This is a genomic window from Chryseobacterium balustinum (assembly GCF_900168205.1).
Classification (GTDB): domain Bacteria; phylum Bacteroidota; class Bacteroidia; order Flavobacteriales; family Weeksellaceae; genus Chryseobacterium; species Chryseobacterium balustinum.
On the sequence record NZ_FUZE01000016.1, the window covers coordinates 86,716 to 102,519 of the forward strand.

Consider the following 15,804-nt stretch of genomic DNA (forward strand, 5'->3'; position numbering starts at 1 on the left):
GGTAAGCCTTCAAAAATAAGACCAAATGTTTTAATTTTGAGATAAGATTTTATCCACAAAACATCAACGAAAATATCGAAAAGATATTGTATAAACAAGTCTTTTTACATATTGTTAGTATCTCGATTTTTTTTTAGCACTTATTAACTTTTACATAAGAAACATTAAGAAAATCTTAATTATTTCACAGAAATAATTACATTTGTTTTTTTCAACTTTATATAAACATTCAATGAATCAACTTTTCAGAAGGAAAACCTATTCAGAGACAGACACATCTACTAATCTTTTAAGGGTTCTAGGAACTTGGGACATTGTATTTTTTGGTATTGCAGCCATTATTGGAGCAGGAAGTTTCAGTAGTTTGGGCGAAGCCGTTTTCAGAGGCGGTCCTGGTGTTATTCTTCTCTATTTAATCTGTGGTTTTGCCTGTGGTTTTACCGCTTTATGTTATGCTGAATTTGCGAGTAGAATTCCTACAGCTGGTTCTGCTTATACGTATGCTTACGCCAGTTTTGGTGAATTGATTGCGTGGGTAATTGGATGGGCTTTGATTATGGAATATTCTTTCGGAAATATTTATGTTGCCTTTTCATGGTCAGATTATTTCACCAGTTTTATCGAGCGACTCGGAATGCATATTCCTGATTATCTTACTTGTAGCTATACCGAAGCCAAAAAAGCTTTTACAAATGGATCTACAAATAAAGAACTGATCAATGCATGGGTAAATGCGCCTTTATTGGGTAGTTTAAAATTCATCGTCGATGTTCCGGCATTAGTTATTAATGGATTAATTACTTGGTTGTGTTACCGCGGAGTGAAAGAAAGTAAAAACTTCAACAATTCTTTAGTTATATTAAAACTTGCCGTCATTGTTTTGGTTATTTTAGTCGGTTTTTCATACATCAATACCGCAAACTGGACTCCCGTAAGCTTAGAAACCGGAACTCCTTCTTTTATGCCTAATGGTTTTGCCGGAGTGATGAGCGCAGTTTCAGGTGTTTTCTTTGCTTATATTGGATTTGACGCATTGAGCGTACTTTCTGAAGAAACTAAAGATCCACAGAAAACCTTACCAAAAGGGATGATTATTTCTCTGGTTCTTTGTACCGTAATTTATATTGCCTTGACTTTAGTCTTAACCGGAATGGTAGATTACAGAAAATTTGACGGCATCGGAGATCCGCTATCATTTATATTTGAAAAAACGAATGCCAATGTTGCATGGATGGAACTTACCGTTTCTTTCGTAGCCATTGTAGCAATTACTACCGTATTATTGGTTTTCCAAATGGGGCAGCCTAGAATCTGGTATGCGATGAGCCGTGACGGATTGATGCCTAAAAAATTTCAGGATGTGCATCCAAAATATAAAACGCCTTCGTTTGCAACGATCGTTACTGGTATTGTGGTGGGAGTTCCTATTATTTTCACCGATAAAAGTTTCATCTTAGACTTTACAAGTATCGGAACTATTTTCGCCTTTGTATTGGTTTGTGCAGGAGTTTTGATGTTGCCTGCAAAAGAAAAAATTAAAGGACGTTTCCATCTTCCATATATTAACGGAAAAATCATTTTCCCTGTTATTTTTATCGGTTCATTGGTTGGATTCCATTATTTTCAGCCGGACTTTTTTGATCATTTAATGGAATGGTCTGATCCTAAAGAAGGCGAATTCAAAGCTTCGATTTTCTTTTTCATCTTAATTAATCTTGGACTTTGCGTCTTGACATTTATTAAAAATCTATCCCTAATTCCATTGATTGGTTTAAGCTCTTGCTTATATCTTCTTACAGGAATGAGCCATGAAAACTGGTTTTATTTCGGAATTTGGTTCGCTGTAGGTTTGGTTATTTATTTCTTTTACGGATATAAAAACAGTAAGCTTAGAAAAATTTAAATTAAATAATTTAAAAAATAACGAAAGGCAAAATTGTAAAACTACAGTTTTGCCTTTTTTGTTAGTATTTGGCGAAATTATTGCTAAGGTTCTTTAAGAACTTTAAACTATCAAGCCATGTCTGAAAGAATAAAAACATACGATGAATTCTATGAGTTCTACCTCGACGAACACAAAAAACTAGGAACAAGGATTTTTCATTTTCTTGGAATTTTATTTGTATTTCTTGTCATCGGTTTTGTAATATATACTGGTAAAGAAAGGTTCTTATGGTATATTCCGATATTTGGATATGGTTTTGCCTGGCTGAGTCATGCTTTTATTGAAAGAAATAAACCGGCCACTTTCAAATATCCGCTTTGGTCTTTATTGTCTGATTTTAAACTGTTTTTTGAGCTTTTAATCGGAAAACAGAAATTTAATGGAAAACAATCTTGATTTTTCATTGGCACAAAACTTGTAAACCAACCTTCAAATTATATGAAGTTATGAAAAATGCGAAACTATTCCTAAAAGGAACTTTATTAGTGTCGTCTTTATTTGTTTTAACACAATGTAAGCCGATGCCAAACTCAACAGCAGACAATGAAAAAACATTTATTGTAGGTCCCGAAACAGCAGATTGTACAGGAGTAGCTCCTATGAAATGTCTTCAGGTAAAAGAAAAAGCATCTGATAGTTGGCAGAATTTCTACACCAACATTGAAGGTTTCACTTACGAACCGGGATATGAATATGTTCTAAAAGTAAAAACAGAGAAAATTGAAAATCCGCCAATGGATGCATCTTCAATTAAATATACTTTGATAAAGCAGGTTTCTAAAACCAAGAAATAACAAAAAATCCCTTTCAAAATAACTGAAAGGGATTTTTATTTTTAGACTATTTATTCCTGATGTCCTCTATTTTGAGGAGGATTAGGCATTTGAGGTTTAGAATATTCTTCCATTTTTTGGGTTGCCGCCATAGAGACTACCAAATCATTCAACATAGTACTCGCTGCTGTCGGGGAATTAGGCAGTAAAACCAAATTACTTCTGTTATTAGCACCAATAGAATTCAACGTATCATAATGCTGTGTAACCACGATTAACGCAGAAGCTTCCTGCGCATTGATATTGGCTGCGTTCAGCATTTTCACAGATTCTTCAAGGCCTTTTGCAATTTCTCTTCTTTGATCTGCAATCCCTTGCCCCTGAAGTTTTTTAGATTCTGCTTCAGCTTTTGCCACGGCAACAATTCTGATTCTTTGTGCCTCAGATTCGTATTCTGCAGCGGTTTTTTCACGTTCTGCAGCGTTGATCCTGTTCATCGCGTGTTTTACTTGTTCATCTGGATCAATATCAGTTACCAAAGCTTTGATGATATCATAACCATAACTCTGCATCGCTTCCTGTAATTCGCTTTTTACTGCAATTGCAATATCATCTTTTCTTACGAAAACATCGTCTAATTTCGTCTTTGGAACCTCTGCACGCACAACATCAAACACGTATGAAGTAATCTGATTTTCAGGATTTTCTAAACGATAATATGCATCTTTCACATTTTCTCTGATGACCTGATACTGTACAGAAACTTTCATTTTGATAAAAACATTATCTAAAGTTTTAGTATCAATAATAACATCCAGCTGCTGAATTCTAAGATTCAGACGTTTTGAGATCTGATCCAAAAACGGAATTTTCAAATGTAAACCCGCGTGACTTACTTTCAAAAATTTCCCTAGTCTTTCTACCACCGCTGCAGATTCCTGCTTTACCGTAAAGAAAGAAGCGAATAATGTGATAAGTCCAAAAAAGACCAAAATACCTAAATACACCATATAGTTTTTATTTATGAATTAGGTGATAAGATACAATTTTCCAGATTATAAATCAAATTAAAATGAGTAATTCTACATCGTCATTCCAATATCAATACCTTTTATTTTTCGGTAAAGATCAGTTGCATAGTTATCAGTCATACCTGAAACAAAATCAATCACACCAAGAACTTTCTGGTAATCGCTACCCTCTTCGTAAATGAACTGTTTTGGAATTAATTTTAAAGCTTTGGTGTCATAAGATTTAATTTTATCTTCAGACTTCAAAATTGACGGAATAAAATGATCAAGCAATTCGTACATTACGTTGTAGCCAGCATTTTCAATTTCCACCACCGCTTTATGATTGTATATTTTTTCGACTGAAAAGCTTTCGATATCCTGTAAAGCTTTATTTTCGCTTTTATAGATATCAAGCAAGGCTTTATCAAGGTTTCCTTCAAGAATTTTATCAAAGTTTTGCTTGTACATCGAAATCGACTTATTAATCAAAGCATTAATTACCTTTGCTCTTAAATAGGAAATTTTTTCGTTGTCATTTCCTATAGAATCGAGCTTTCTTTTTACTCTGTCAACATCATCAGTTTCTGATTTTACCAGCTCAAAAAACAAGTTTGTACAATCGGCCGTTGAAACGATACCCAATCGGTGTGCATCTTCCATATCGATGATATTGTAGCAGATATCATCGGCAGCTTCTACCAACCAAACGAAAGGATGCCTTTTGAAAATATATGGTTCTTCGCTTTCTGAAATTAAATTTGTTCCTTTTGCAATTTCAAGGAAAATTTTTTTTTCATTCTGAAAAAAACCGAATTTCTTCCTGTGGATAATTCCTTTTTTCTTGGCAATTGCTTCACAAGGGTATTTTGCAATACTCGCTAAAGTTGCAAATGTTAATTGAGTTCCTCCTGCATCTTTTCCGTTTTGTTGTTGTGCTAAAACTCGTATTGCATTGGCATTTCCTTCAAAATTCACCAGATCAGCCCATTCTTTTTCGTTGAATTTAGGTTTAAGATCATTTTCGTTTCGGTCAAAATAACTGGCAATTGCATCTTCTCCGGAATGTCCGAAAGCAGGGTTTCCCACATCATGACAAAGGCATGCTGCGGCAATTACATTTCCTAAATTATGATTGTAAAAATTCTTTGATTCTTCTGTAAGGTCATTTTTATAATGCTCAGCAATAAACTCACCGATCACACTTCCTAAACTTCTTCCGACAGAAGAAACTTCGAGTGAATGCGTCAATCGGTTGTGTACAAAAACACTTCCCGGAAGCGGAAAAACCTGGGTTTTATTTTGTAATCTTCTGAAAGCCGAAGAGAATATAATTCTATCAAAATCTCTCTGAAAATCTGTTCTTGAAGCAGTAGTATTTGGATTGTTACCGGTACGCTGACTGGTAAAAATGTGGTTCAAATTCATCATTTTTCAAAATTAATTCAATTTTTACTTTTAAAGGAATAATATTTGAGTTTTTCTTTAAAAACCAACGTATGCCCGAAGGTCCAACTATTGTTCTCATGAAAGAAGATCTGCAAAAATTTGTAGGTGAAAAGGTAATTGATGTTGACGGAAGTGAAATTCCTGAAACCTCTGAAGTAAAAGGAGAAATATTAAGAGAAATAAAAACTTTCGGAAAGCAGACGTATTTGATTTTCGATACAATCATTTTCAAGATTCATTTACTGATGTTCGGTTCTTATAGTTTATATAAAAGAAAAGATATTGATACCCTTCGATTGGGATTAACTTTTAAAGATGGCGGAATGTATTTTTATACGTGCTCGGTAAAAATTGTGGATGAAAGTTTTCTTAAGAAAATAGATTGGGAAGCTGATGTGATGAGCCACAAATGGAACCCGGAAAAAACTGAAAAAATTTTAAAGGAAAATCCTAAAATGATGATTTGCGATGCATTGATGAATCAGGATATTTTTTCAGGAGTCGGAAACATTATTAAGAATGAAGCTTTATTCAGAGTTGGAATTCATCCGGAAAATCTGATCGGAAATTTACCTCCGAAAAAGTTAAAAGAAATCATTTCAGAAGCCAGAAATTACAGTTTCGATTTTAAAAAATGGAAAAAAGCTAATGTTCTGAGTAAGCATTTTCAGATCTATCATCAGAAAAACTGCCCGAAATGTGGCGCAGAAATCATTAAAAAAGATACAGGAAAAAGTAAACGTACAAGTTTCTTTTGTGAAAATGACCAGAAACTGTATTAAAAATCATGTTTTTAAGAACAAAAAATATTCTAAATTTAGAAAACCTTAATTACATGAAATGACCGACAACAAATGGCTTGACCGATGGAACGAAAGATACAGCAACAATGAATTTGCTTACGGTACGCAACCCAACAATTATTTAAAAGATCAACTGCAAAAACTGGAAACGGGTTCTGTTCTTTTCCCTGCAGAAGGTGAAGGAAGAAATGCCGTTTTTGCCGCTCAACTCGGATGGAATGTTTCTGCATTCGATATCAGTGCTGAAGGAAAAAATAAAGCGCTTCAACTTGCAGAAAACAACAATGTAAAAATTGATTATCAGGTTGGTGAATTGCAGACTTTGAATTTTCAGAAAGAACAATTTGATGTCATTGCTTTAATTTATGCTCATTTTCCGGCCGATATTAAATCTTCAATCCATAAAATGTTAGACACTTATTTATGTAAAGGTGGTTATATTATTTTTGAGGCCTTTAGCAAAAAGCATTTAGATTTTGTTTTGAAAGATGAAAAAGTTGGCGGCCCAAAAGATATAGAATCTCTATTTTCAATCGAAGAAATTAAATCTGATTTTCCTGAATATGATATTATTGAATTAGTAGAAACAGAAATAGAACTTAATGAAGGTGTTTTTCACAATGGTACTGGTTCGGTCATCCGATTTTTAGGAAAGAAAAAATAGAACACTTTAAATCAAAATGTTTTTCATAATATTTGATTTTAACGCAAAGTTCGCAAAGATTTTTAAACTACTAACTGCTTTTAAGGTTCGCAAAGGCGTTTGACTTCGTCGAATCTTCGATTTCACTCAGCAAAGAACACAATGAATAGATTTTAAATTATGACAGATTACGGATATTCTGTAATTTAAACATCCAAATTCAAAGAACCTCCAGAATAAGCCGTAAAAAAAGCAGACCTGTAGACTTCACCCAAAGGAATTTCTGACTCATCTATGTAAATAGTATGGTTGTCGAAAGAATCAATGCTGTTTAAATTAACCACAAAAGATTTACTAACTCTCGAGAAAATTTCTGCCGAAAGTTTTTGATGAATGGTTTTAAGATTCATTGCTGTAATCAGCTTTTGAGTCTTTGTATGAATCACGACATAATCTTTTAAACCTTCGACAAATTTAATCTCATCAAAATTGAGTTTATAAAATCTTCTGTCTGCTTTTATGAACAGAAATTCTTTGGTGTTTGATTCCACCGTATTTTTCACCGTTCCTTGTGAAAGTAATTGATGGTAAAGAATTGCTTTTTCAATCGCTTTTTCCAGACGTGGTTTTTCGATCGGTTTTAATAAATAATCGATCGCATCAAGCTCATAACTTTTTAAAGCATATTGAGAATAAGCAGTTGTGAATATAATTAAACAGTCTTTCGGAAGCATTTTGGCAAATTCTAAACCGTTCACCAAAGGCATTTCTATATCCAGAAAGATAAGATCTACAGCATTTGTTTTTAAAAACTCTAACGCTGCAGGAGCATTAGAAAATGATCCCAAAATATTAATTTTTGAAACTTCAAGAATCAGCGACTGCATTTCTGCTCTTGCCAAAGGCTCATCATCTACAATAATACAGTTCATACAGGAATTATTAGGAGTACAATATATTCGTTATCGGTGGAATTGATTTCCAAACTAAAAGTGTTTTTATAAAGAAGCTCGAGCCTTCTTTTGATATTCGCTAATCCGAGTCCGCTGTAAACAGTTTCAGAAACCGGAAAATCTGAGTTTTGAGAATTTCGGCATTCAAAGTGAAGATTTTTATCTCTTATTTCGATATTCACTTTCACATATGATTCTTTTCCAGTAATATCTACACTGTGTTTCACAGCATTTTCTACAAATGTTGTAAATAAATTGGGCGGAATAAATGTATTGTTTAAAATCCTTTTATCTGTTTTACTATCAATATATACATTAAAATCTTCTCTTCTGATTGTTTCGAGATTCAAAAAATTAGATAAAAAATCTATTTCAGAAGTAAGCATTGTTTTTTCTTCGTTGTTTTCATAAAGCTGATAGCGTAGAAATTCAGATAATTTCATAATAACAACAGTCGCTTTTTCTGGATCTGTTCTTATCAAAGCTTTCACATTATTCATCATATTAAATAAAAAATGTGGGTTTATCTGATTACGCAATTCATTAAGCTCCATTTTTAAAGTCAGATTGCTGAGCTCTATAATTCTACTGTTATCTTTTGTCCATTTCTGAAGAAGTTTCACGGTGGTACTCACCAAAATAATCGGAATACAGATCATAATTCCTTCATACATTCCACCTCTACGAGCATCATTCTTGAGACCTTCTATTTTGTATTCTGAAAAGAAAATTTCAAAACAGTTTCCAATGAAATTAAGACCGGCAATCCCCAAAATAAAAAGCAGGATAAAATAAGTGACATACCGGGTTTTTAAAAAGAAAAGTGGTACTAAAACGTAAATATTAATATACGCCATACCGATTAATGACACAAAAACGAACAGCAAAACCAAATACCGATACCCTTCTTTATACCAATGCCAAAAATCTGCGAAATACATAAATATGAAAAAACAAACCGCAGATATCACATGCCTCAGCAAGCGATAGCGATCTTCCACAAGAAAATCAATGACCAAAGTGTCTTTTAGTTCTTTTGACTTGTAATTCATACAGATATTTATCCTTTGTTAATTGTAAACAAAAATAAGTAATAACGTTATCAAACTGCATATTATTATACCAACCCTGAACTTTATTATACAAAATTTTAAACTGCAGGATTTGGTAGAATTTATAAGGCAGTTGGTATAAAAAACCGATTCCCAAAGCCTTTTCTCTATTCCTTTGTCCTGTAAAATTTATTCAAGACATGGAATTAAACGTTTTTCAGAAACTCACCGAGCAAATTACACAGGAGTGTTATTTTATGACCGATTCTCAACAGGAAGAAAAAGTCATCCAGCTTATCGACCTGCATCATTTTATAGGATCTTACAACCAGAGCCTGAAAGTGATTGATTACATCCACCACCCCATCAATATTATCGAAGAAAACGGAGTAAAAAAAGGGATCTTATTTTACGATATGAAGCATTCTCACGCTTTAGATATTTATGAATCTGAACTTTTTAAAAATCATCATCAGATTCAGGAGCTATGGTTTGTTTTTGTAGAGGAGGAAAATGTTTCAAAAGCTGAAAAATATATAGATTTTATTCAGCTAAATGCTATAGAAACTTTTTACGAAAGAATATTCATGTTCAATTTTTTCCAGTCTACCATCAACGCAATCAAGTAAATTTTTATGATCCTATTTAAAAAAAATTTCATCACTTTTGCACTTATACCTGTTGCAACAATAGTTTCGGCTCAAAAGAAAGACAGTATTCCCCATAAAGTTATTGCTTTTGTTACTGATAAATTTCCTCAGGCGAGAGATTTGAATGTGGAATTTACCCAAGTTACACCTTACAAGTTTTCACCAGAGCTTTACGGAAATGATTTGCCCGAAAATAAAGTAAAATCTTTTCAGCAGGTGAAAGCAAATGCGAATGTTTATTTTGTTAAAAACAGAAAATGGCTATTGAGTGCTTCACTTAATTACCGTTTCACATCCGTTAATTCAGAAAACAACATTAATATTTTTTCCGATGAAAATATCAATAAGGAAAATTTCCATTATCATTCTGAGGCCGTAAATGTCACTTATTTTTCAAAACTTTTCAATAAAATAGCAGTTTATTCTGCCACTGCTTCTGTAGACGGAAGCGATCAGCGTTTTGAAAGAATCCGAGGAATGATAACCGGAAGTTTGGTTTTAAAAGCTAATGCAAAAACTAAAATGACTTTGGGTGTCGCTGTTTTAATAGATCCAAGTACACCAATTCCTGCGCTACCGATTTTCACTTATGAACATAAATTTGATAATGGTTGGGTTGCAGATATTATTTTACCTAAGAAAGTTTTAGTGAGAAAAGATATTTTTTCAAATGGAAGAATTTCTTTTGGAACCGAGATGGACAATACTTCTTTCTATCTTTATCCGTCAGGGAAAACATACGAATTCAGGCAATTGGAGATCAATTCCGGAGCAATTTATGAACATCATTTAGGTGGAAATTTTATCGGAACATTAAAAACCGGACTCAGAGCAACACCAAATTCGAGAATTTTTGAAAAGAAAGAATCTCAGAAAGATTATATTTTTGAATCCAATGCAAAGCCTTCTTTTTATTTCAATGTAGGACTTTCTTACAACCCTTTTGGAAAACCAAGAACAAAATGACATAAAAATAAAATGCCAAAAAGTCAAATTTTGATGTTTCGAACATTTAATATGCTTTACATTCCATTTACTTGATATTGTCAACCTGAAAACAACAAATACAGAAACATTAACATATTCTTAATTTTTTATGAATTAAATAATTAAAAACAAAAGCATTTTACATCTAAAGCAATCAATTTATTAATACTAAATTCATCTAAAAACACACCTACACACTCATAAAACACTGATATACATCATAGCAATTCAATTTGGCACGTCATTTGAAAGTTGTAATATTGCAATTATAAAATTCGCAATAAAAAATAAATAATTTAAAAATTCAAAAATTATGATCGCTTATATTGGTATCGCTACATGTGCAGTTATTGTTACTTCTTATTTTGTAACAGCTAGAAAAGAAAGAAACTAGTTTTTAATAAACACGTTCTTTTATTTAACAAATTTCAATTAATATTTTTTTTTATGTTTGCAGTTCTAAACTGCCGCTCTTTTACTCAACCGGAGTAAAAGAGCCGAAAACATAAAGCAATGACTACCCTACTCGAGAAACTCCAAGAATTACTTTTTTCAAATCTCGGCTTAGTCATTTTCAGTATACACCAAGAGCAAGAATCCAAAGAATATTTTGGATGCAACTTTCAGCTCAACTCCTTTCAAATTAAATTCAGAAAAGCCAAAGTAACACCGACAAAAGTTGGACAGTTCGTCACTTTATGGAAAAGAAATCCTATTTCTAAAGAAACAGAACCTTTTACTTCTGAAGACACTTCCGATTTTTATTTAATTCTAACTGAAGCCTCTGAGAATTTCGGGTTTTTCCTTTTTACGAAAGATGTTTTAATTAAAAATCAAATTCTCAGTACAGATTCCAAAGACGGGAAACGCGGTTTCAGAGTTTACCCAAACTGGGATATTCCACAAAATAAACAGGCAACAAAAACTCAAAACTGGCAAAATCAGTTTTTTATAGATTTTGCTGATGAAAATTATGTTGATAAGTTTGAATCTGTTTTGAAATCTAAAGCTCAATAAAAATTACAATTTTCTCTCGCAGATTTTTCTGATTGAGCAGATTTAAAATGCTTTAAAATAAATCTAGCCTAGTTTGCAAGAATTTGAAAAATAAAAAGAAGAAATTGTTTTTCAGACTCATTTAAATAGTCTTCAAAATTTTAAATCAATTATCTTTGCAGCTTACTATTAATGTTCAAGAAATATGAATCTGTACAATCTCATTATTCAGGATAAAGAAGCTGTAACGCTGGATGAAGTTTATCTTGAACCCCAGAATAAGCAACAATTTGTACAGCTCATCAAAGAACACACTTACAGTAAAGAACTTCAGGAATATGGACTTCCCGTCAATAATAAAATCCTTCTGGAAGGAAGTTCAGGTTGCGGAAAAACGATGACCGCAAAAGCAATGGCCAATGCTTTAGGAAAAAGTATTATTATTTTAAATCTGAGCAACATTGTTTCATCAAGAATCGGCGAAACTTCCCAAAACATCAAAATGATTTTCGACAAGGCTGCAAGAGAAAGATCAGTTCTTTTTCTCGACGAACTCGATCAAATTGGAAAAGCCCGTGGAAGTGATGATAAAGATGTTGGTGAAATGCGAAGACTCGTTAATACTTTGATTCAGCTCATCGATTATTATCCAGAAAACGCGCTTTTATTGTGTGCCACCAATCACGCTGAAATTATTGACACCGCCATTATCAGACGTTTTCAGTTAAAGATAAACTATAAAATGCCTTCAAAAGATTTTCTTGATGAATATTACGATCATCTTTTATCCCAATTTCCTGAAGACTTGAGAAATATTGAAAGGAAGTATGAAATCTCGTTTGCAGAAGCGAAGGATTATACTTTTACAGTGGTAAAAGGGAATTTGATTGAAAAGTTGGAAGCCAAAAATTCAATACTTCTATAAATATTGAGATAAAGATTTTTCTTTTAATGTTGATTTAAAATTGTTTTGAACTAGATAATTATATTACTTTAGCGTAATTAGTTTGGATTGACGCAATGCGTGAAGCCAAATGTTACCTGCAAGTTTAAACGACAATACTAAACAATGAAACGAATTATTTTATTTTTGACAGCCTCAATTTTGCTAGCAAGTTGTGCGACAAAATTGACCAACAATAAAAAAGAACGACTTAAAGAACATTTGGTAAAAATGGTCGAGATTGACCAGATAGCTGCAAATATTCCTCAAGGAAAATACAAGAGCTTCACTCGAGGACAATGGGACAATTTTCAAGACAGTGTTTTTACAAGTAATAAGAAAAGAGTTGAAAGTATGTACAGAAAATATGGATTTCTCGGCTTTGACAAAGTTGGCAAGGACGGTTCAAATCATTTTTGGCTCTTGGTTCAACATTGTGACAAATATCCAAAATTTCAAAAAGAAGTTTTATCTTCTATGGAAAAAGAAGTTAAAAATGCCAATGCTAATCCAAATAATTATGCTCTATTATATGACAGAGTTCAGGTAAATACAGGTCTAAAACAGTTATTTGGCACACAAGTTACTTATGAAGTTGAAACGACAGGACGAGCAATTCCGAAAATTGGGCTTTTAGATTCAGCAAATGTTGACAAACTACGAAAAGAGTACGATTTAGAACCATTAAAAGATTATTTAAACACTATGACTACAATGCATTATGAGATGAACAAAGAACAATACGAAAAAAAAGGAATACTTAAACCAAATTTATATTGACAAACCAGCAGGTAACAGCACATTTGCAATAGGCGGGGTTTCGTGCTTCTATGACACTTTTGTGGTTAATGGAAGTTCAGTTCTTCGAATGAACATTAGTGGTGAAAATCCCGCCCATCGCAAATCTGCAAAACGTTAGTGGCAAGGCTATGACGACAAACACGATGAAAAACATATTGACAATTTTAATCGGACTTTTTTCAGTTTTGACCACATTTGGACAAGACAAAAAATGTTGCGACACATATGTTTACGAAGGCTATATTTTGACAGACCAAAATAAGAAACTCGAAATATACCTCAATTTTTTAGTTCTTCTTGACTCTACAATGGTCGGTTCATATTATTATGATCAAAATTGGGGTTCATTGAAATTGGTAGGAAAACTAAACCCTGACTTTACTTTCTATTTGGTTGAGCGTGACAAAACAGACAGTATTACTGGCTTCTTTGAAGGGAAGCTAAATACAAACTACAAATTAGCAACAGGAAAATGGACAGACGGGAAAAAACAAAAAGTTTTTGATTTTGAAATTAAGCAAGTAATTGGAAAGTCTTATTGGGACTTTATTAAAAAAAATAGAGCCTTATATGAATACAAAGACTTGAAACTTGCGATTAAAGAAAAAGAAAATGTTTTAAGTATAGATATTGGTGACCAAGGAATAAAAAAGCTTCCAAAGAAATTAAAAATATTACCAAACATAGTTTCTTTTAATTTAATGGGTAATGATTTTATATCTTTTCCAAAAGTATTGACTGAATTAAAAACACTTGATGAGATTTCTTTAAGCACAAACAAATTAGAAAATATCACTTCTGAAATTGGCAACTTGAAAAATTTGCGAATATTAATAATGAACAACAATCAATTAAAAGAACTTCCGACGGAAATCGGAGAACTAACAAAGCTCTTGTATTTAGAAATTGGAAACAATAAATTGACGAGTTTACCTGAAGAAATTAAGTATTTAACAAGTCTTCAAGAACTTCACATAGAACGAAATAATTTGAGCGAAACGGAAAAACAGAGAATAAAAAAACTATTACCGAAATGTATAATACACTTTTGACAGAAAGAAGCCCAGCCACTAACAGGCGTTTGGCAAAAAAGCGGGTTCAGTGCTTAAATGAAGTGTTGTGCTTCGTATCAAGTTCAATGCTGGCAGACAGTTTAGTGCTTCGAAATCCGCTTCTTCGCCAAGCGCCCAAACGTTACCCTTAATTTTATGAAAATAAGTGCACAGAATAACGACTTGACTTTTGAAAAAAAAGAATTCAGGAGAATTCTATTCTAAAATTTCCTTTTTAGGATATGAGCTATTCTTTTCGTTTAAAGAATCTATTTTTACATCTCAACAGGAGGAAATTGATTGGAAACTCATTGCCACATTTGTGGAACATGTTTTAAAAAATATAGAATCGATTAATTCTAGAGGCGGAAAAATTATTGAAGAACTAAAAAAAATAGTCCATGTCGATGATTCTTTTTACAAAAAAGAAAAGGGAAACTTTGTTGCAGATGCTATTGAATTGATGGATTTTCAAAAAACAATTGATTATGATAAAAGTAATAATCAGCTCATTCAATATCGTTTTAAATATGATGTAAGTTTCTTTTTTGAAAATGAAGATGACTATTCACTAGCTGAATATAATTACATTGTAAAATTTAGTAATCATCATTCTCTAACAATAATTGGAGTTTGTAATGATATATGGAGCCTGTATAAATAACTTATTTGTTGAGTGATCAAAACTATTGGTAACAATGTTTTGGCGCAATAGCTGGTTTTTCTTTGTTAGATAGAAAGTACTAACTAGAATTTTTGATATCTTTAGAGCTTTAACCTTAAATAGCCGCTACTGCCCCAAGCCGCGCAACATTAACCTAAATTTTAAACATACACTCATCACAAATGAAATACATATTAATCTTTCTTGGAATTTCATCATTTTGTTTTTCTCAAAAATTCAGTTTCATTTATGAAACTAAATATAAATTGAATTCAGAAAACCCATATGATGCTAATTCCGAGAATATGATTTTGGATTTAAAAAATAATAGTTCAATTTTTAGAGATTCACTAGACAAAAAAAACGATTCAATAAAGTTGAATAATGGAAACGGAAGGTTTAAAATGGGTGTTGAAAACCAATTTTATGTCAAAAAGAATTTAACTCAAAAAAGAATTGAAAAAATAATAACTTATTTGGGAACAGATTATCTTCTTCCAGTTGAGGAAATATTAAATTGGAATATTACTTCGGAACAAAAACTCATTGGAAAATATAAATCTCAAAAAGCAGAAACCAATTATGGAGGGAGAACCTGGATTGCTTGGTTTACTACAGAATTACCTTTTGCAGATGGTCCCTATATTTTCAATGGTTTACCAGGGTTGATTGTTTCTATTCAAGATTCAAACAATGAATATTCATTTAATTTGATAGAAGTCAAGAAAGGCGGGAATATTTTTGATGCACGAACAAAAACAGTAAAAATTGATTGGAAAAAATATGAAACACTTGCAAGATCATATTTTAATGACCCATATGATGTAAATTCAAAAATAAGAATGGGAAAAACAGTTACATTTACTGGTCCGAATGGTGTTACAATGGATATTTCAATAAAGAGTAAAGAAATGCAAAATAGTATTTTGCAAGACAATAATCCAATTGAATTAAATCACAAAATAAACTACAAATAAAAATTACTGCTAATAACTAAGCTTTCGTCTTGTCCGCAGGACACGAGATGAAAGCCCGTTGAACGGAAGATCCGGGAGCTTTTTTGGCCGTCTATGGAGTTTTCGA

The 15,804-nt window shown here is 32.4% G+C and carries 17 protein-coding genes; 13 read left to right on the plus strand and 4 right to left on the minus strand.

Annotated features, from left to right (window positions below; genetic code table 11):
* Nucleotides 1-232: 232 nt before the first annotated feature.
* From B5X64_RS16120 to B5X64_RS16130, 3 genes are all read left to right on the plus strand, one after another.
* Nucleotides 233-1,903, plus strand: coding sequence for an APC family permease (locus B5X64_RS16120; protein ID WP_079466212.1), 1,671 nt, complete (start codon nt 233-235; stop codon nt 1,901-1,903).
* 117 nt (nt 1,904-2,020) lie between these two features.
* Entirely contained in the window at nt 2,021-2,341 is a 321-nt protein-coding gene (locus tag B5X64_RS16125) for an Mpo1-like protein (protein ID WP_079466213.1), read from the plus strand.
* A 50-nt stretch (nt 2,342-2,391) separates the two neighbouring features.
* Nucleotides 2,392-2,739 carry a DUF4377 domain-containing protein gene (locus B5X64_RS16130; RefSeq protein ID WP_079466232.1) on the plus strand — a complete coding sequence of 116 codons (348 nt, stop codon included), beginning with the start codon at nt 2,392-2,394 and terminating at the stop codon, nt 2,737-2,739.
* A 50-nt stretch (nt 2,740-2,789) separates the two neighbouring features.
* Here B5X64_RS16130 and B5X64_RS16135 read toward each other — a convergent pair whose 3' ends face one another.
* Both B5X64_RS16135 and B5X64_RS16140 read right to left on the minus strand, forming a co-directional pair.
* A complete protein-coding gene (locus B5X64_RS16135; RefSeq protein ID WP_079466214.1) occupies nt 2,790-3,728 on the minus strand; it encodes an SPFH domain-containing protein in 939 nt (312 codons plus the stop codon).
* A 72-nt stretch (nt 3,729-3,800) separates the two neighbouring features.
* Nucleotides 3,801-5,156: a deoxyguanosinetriphosphate triphosphohydrolase gene (locus B5X64_RS16140; protein ID WP_079466233.1), complete on the minus strand. Its 1,356-nt coding sequence runs from the start codon at nt 5,154-5,156 to the stop codon at nt 3,801-3,803.
* Nucleotides 5,157-5,227: 71 nt separating this feature from the next.
* On the opposite strand from B5X64_RS16140, the gene B5X64_RS16145 reads away from it, so the two are divergent.
* Both B5X64_RS16145 and B5X64_RS16150 read left to right on the plus strand, forming a co-directional pair.
* On the plus strand, nt 5,228-5,959 hold the full coding sequence (locus tag B5X64_RS16145) for an endonuclease (RefSeq protein WP_079466215.1): 732 nt from the start codon (nt 5,228-5,230) through the stop codon (nt 5,957-5,959).
* Between the two features lie 58 nt (nt 5,960-6,017).
* On the plus strand, nt 6,018-6,644 hold the full coding sequence (locus tag B5X64_RS16150) for a class I SAM-dependent methyltransferase (protein ID WP_079466216.1): 627 nt from the start codon (nt 6,018-6,020) through the stop codon (nt 6,642-6,644).
* 185 nt (nt 6,645-6,829) lie between these two features.
* Here the strand turns inward: B5X64_RS16150 and B5X64_RS16155 are convergent, their stop codons facing one another.
* Nucleotides 6,830-7,555, minus strand: a complete 726-nt coding sequence (locus B5X64_RS16155) for a LytR/AlgR family response regulator transcription factor (protein ID WP_079466217.1) — start codon at nt 7,553-7,555, stop codon at nt 6,830-6,832.
* Nucleotides 7,552-8,628: a sensor histidine kinase gene (locus tag B5X64_RS16160; protein WP_079466218.1), complete on the minus strand. Its 1,077-nt coding sequence runs from the start codon at nt 8,626-8,628 to the stop codon at nt 7,552-7,554. Before B5X64_RS16160 ends, B5X64_RS16155 begins: the two co-directional genes overlap by 4 nt.
* Nucleotides 8,629-8,828: 200 nt before the next feature.
* On the opposite strand from B5X64_RS16160, the gene B5X64_RS16165 reads away from it, so the two are divergent.
* The 8 genes from B5X64_RS16165 to B5X64_RS16200 all read left to right on the plus strand — a co-directional run bounded on the left by B5X64_RS16165 (nt 8,829) and on the right by B5X64_RS16200 (nt 15,698).
* Nucleotides 8,829-9,257 carry a hypothetical protein gene (locus tag B5X64_RS16165; RefSeq protein ID WP_079466219.1) on the plus strand — a complete coding sequence of 143 codons (429 nt, stop codon included), beginning with the start codon at nt 8,829-8,831 and terminating at the stop codon, nt 9,255-9,257.
* A 6-nt stretch (nt 9,258-9,263) separates the two neighbouring features.
* Entirely contained in the window at nt 9,264-10,244 is a 981-nt protein-coding gene (locus B5X64_RS16170; protein ID WP_079466220.1) for a hypothetical protein, read from the plus strand.
* A gap of 534 nt (nt 10,245-10,778) precedes the next feature.
* Complete coding sequence (locus B5X64_RS16175) at nt 10,779-11,282, plus strand: MepB family protein (protein WP_079466221.1); 504 nt, start codon at nt 10,779-10,781, stop codon at nt 11,280-11,282.
* Between the two features lie 184 nt (nt 11,283-11,466).
* Nucleotides 11,467-12,186 (plus strand): AAA family ATPase, encoded by a 720-nt coding sequence (locus B5X64_RS16180; RefSeq protein WP_079466222.1) that lies wholly within the window; start codon nt 11,467-11,469, stop codon nt 12,184-12,186.
* Nucleotides 12,187-12,330: 144 nt separating this feature from the next.
* A complete protein-coding gene (locus tag B5X64_RS16185; protein WP_079466223.1) occupies nt 12,331-12,984 on the plus strand; it encodes a DUF6624 domain-containing protein in 654 nt (217 codons plus the stop codon).
* 164 nt (nt 12,985-13,148) lie between these two features.
* Nucleotides 13,149-14,057: a leucine-rich repeat domain-containing protein gene (locus B5X64_RS16190; RefSeq protein WP_164463436.1), complete on the plus strand. Its 909-nt coding sequence runs from the start codon at nt 13,149-13,151 to the stop codon at nt 14,055-14,057.
* 190 nt (nt 14,058-14,247) lie between these two features.
* Entirely contained in the window at nt 14,248-14,721 is a 474-nt protein-coding gene (locus B5X64_RS16195) for a hypothetical protein (RefSeq protein WP_079466225.1), read from the plus strand.
* A gap of 182 nt (nt 14,722-14,903) precedes the next feature.
* Entirely contained in the window at nt 14,904-15,698 is a 795-nt protein-coding gene (locus B5X64_RS16200) for a GLPGLI family protein (RefSeq protein ID WP_079466226.1), read from the plus strand.
* Nucleotides 15,699-15,804: the final 106 nt, after the last annotated feature.

Excerpts from the sequence above, each read along its gene's own strand:
- B5X64_RS16120 (WP_079466212.1), top strand. The coding sequence starts at position 233 with ATGAATCAACTTTTCAGAAGGAAAACCTATTCAGAGACAGACACATCT.
- B5X64_RS16125 (WP_079466213.1), top strand. The coding sequence starts at position 2,021 with ATGTCTGAAAGAATAAAAACATACGATGAATTCTATGAGTTCTACCTC.
- B5X64_RS16130 (WP_079466232.1), top strand. The coding sequence starts at position 2,392 with ATGAAAAATGCGAAACTATTCCTAAAAGGAACTTTATTAGTGTCGTCT.
- B5X64_RS16135 (WP_079466214.1), bottom strand. The coding sequence starts at position 3,728 with ATGGTGTATTTAGGTATTTTGGTCTTTTTTGGACTTATCACATTATTC.
- B5X64_RS16140 (WP_079466233.1), bottom strand. The coding sequence starts at position 5,156 with ATGAATTTGAACCACATTTTTACCAGTCAGCGTACCGGTAACAATCCA.
- B5X64_RS16145 (WP_079466215.1), top strand. The coding sequence starts at position 5,228 with ATGCCCGAAGGTCCAACTATTGTTCTCATGAAAGAAGATCTGCAAAAA.
- B5X64_RS16150 (WP_079466216.1), top strand. The coding sequence starts at position 6,018 with ATGACCGACAACAAATGGCTTGACCGATGGAACGAAAGATACAGCAAC.
- B5X64_RS16155 (WP_079466217.1), bottom strand. The coding sequence starts at position 7,555 with ATGAACTGTATTATTGTAGATGATGAGCCTTTGGCAAGAGCAGAAATG.
- B5X64_RS16160 (WP_079466218.1), bottom strand. The coding sequence starts at position 8,628 with ATGAATTACAAGTCAAAAGAACTAAAAGACACTTTGGTCATTGATTTT.
- B5X64_RS16165 (WP_079466219.1), top strand. The coding sequence starts at position 8,829 with ATGGAATTAAACGTTTTTCAGAAACTCACCGAGCAAATTACACAGGAG.
- B5X64_RS16170 (WP_079466220.1), top strand. The coding sequence starts at position 9,264 with ATGATCCTATTTAAAAAAAATTTCATCACTTTTGCACTTATACCTGTT.
- B5X64_RS16175 (WP_079466221.1), top strand. The coding sequence starts at position 10,779 with ATGACTACCCTACTCGAGAAACTCCAAGAATTACTTTTTTCAAATCTC.
- B5X64_RS16180 (WP_079466222.1), top strand. The coding sequence starts at position 11,467 with ATGAATCTGTACAATCTCATTATTCAGGATAAAGAAGCTGTAACGCTG.
- B5X64_RS16185 (WP_079466223.1), top strand. The coding sequence starts at position 12,331 with ATGAAACGAATTATTTTATTTTTGACAGCCTCAATTTTGCTAGCAAGT.
- B5X64_RS16190 (WP_164463436.1), top strand. The coding sequence starts at position 13,149 with ATGAAAAACATATTGACAATTTTAATCGGACTTTTTTCAGTTTTGACC.
- B5X64_RS16200 (WP_079466226.1), top strand. The coding sequence starts at position 14,904 with ATGAAATACATATTAATCTTTCTTGGAATTTCATCATTTTGTTTTTCT.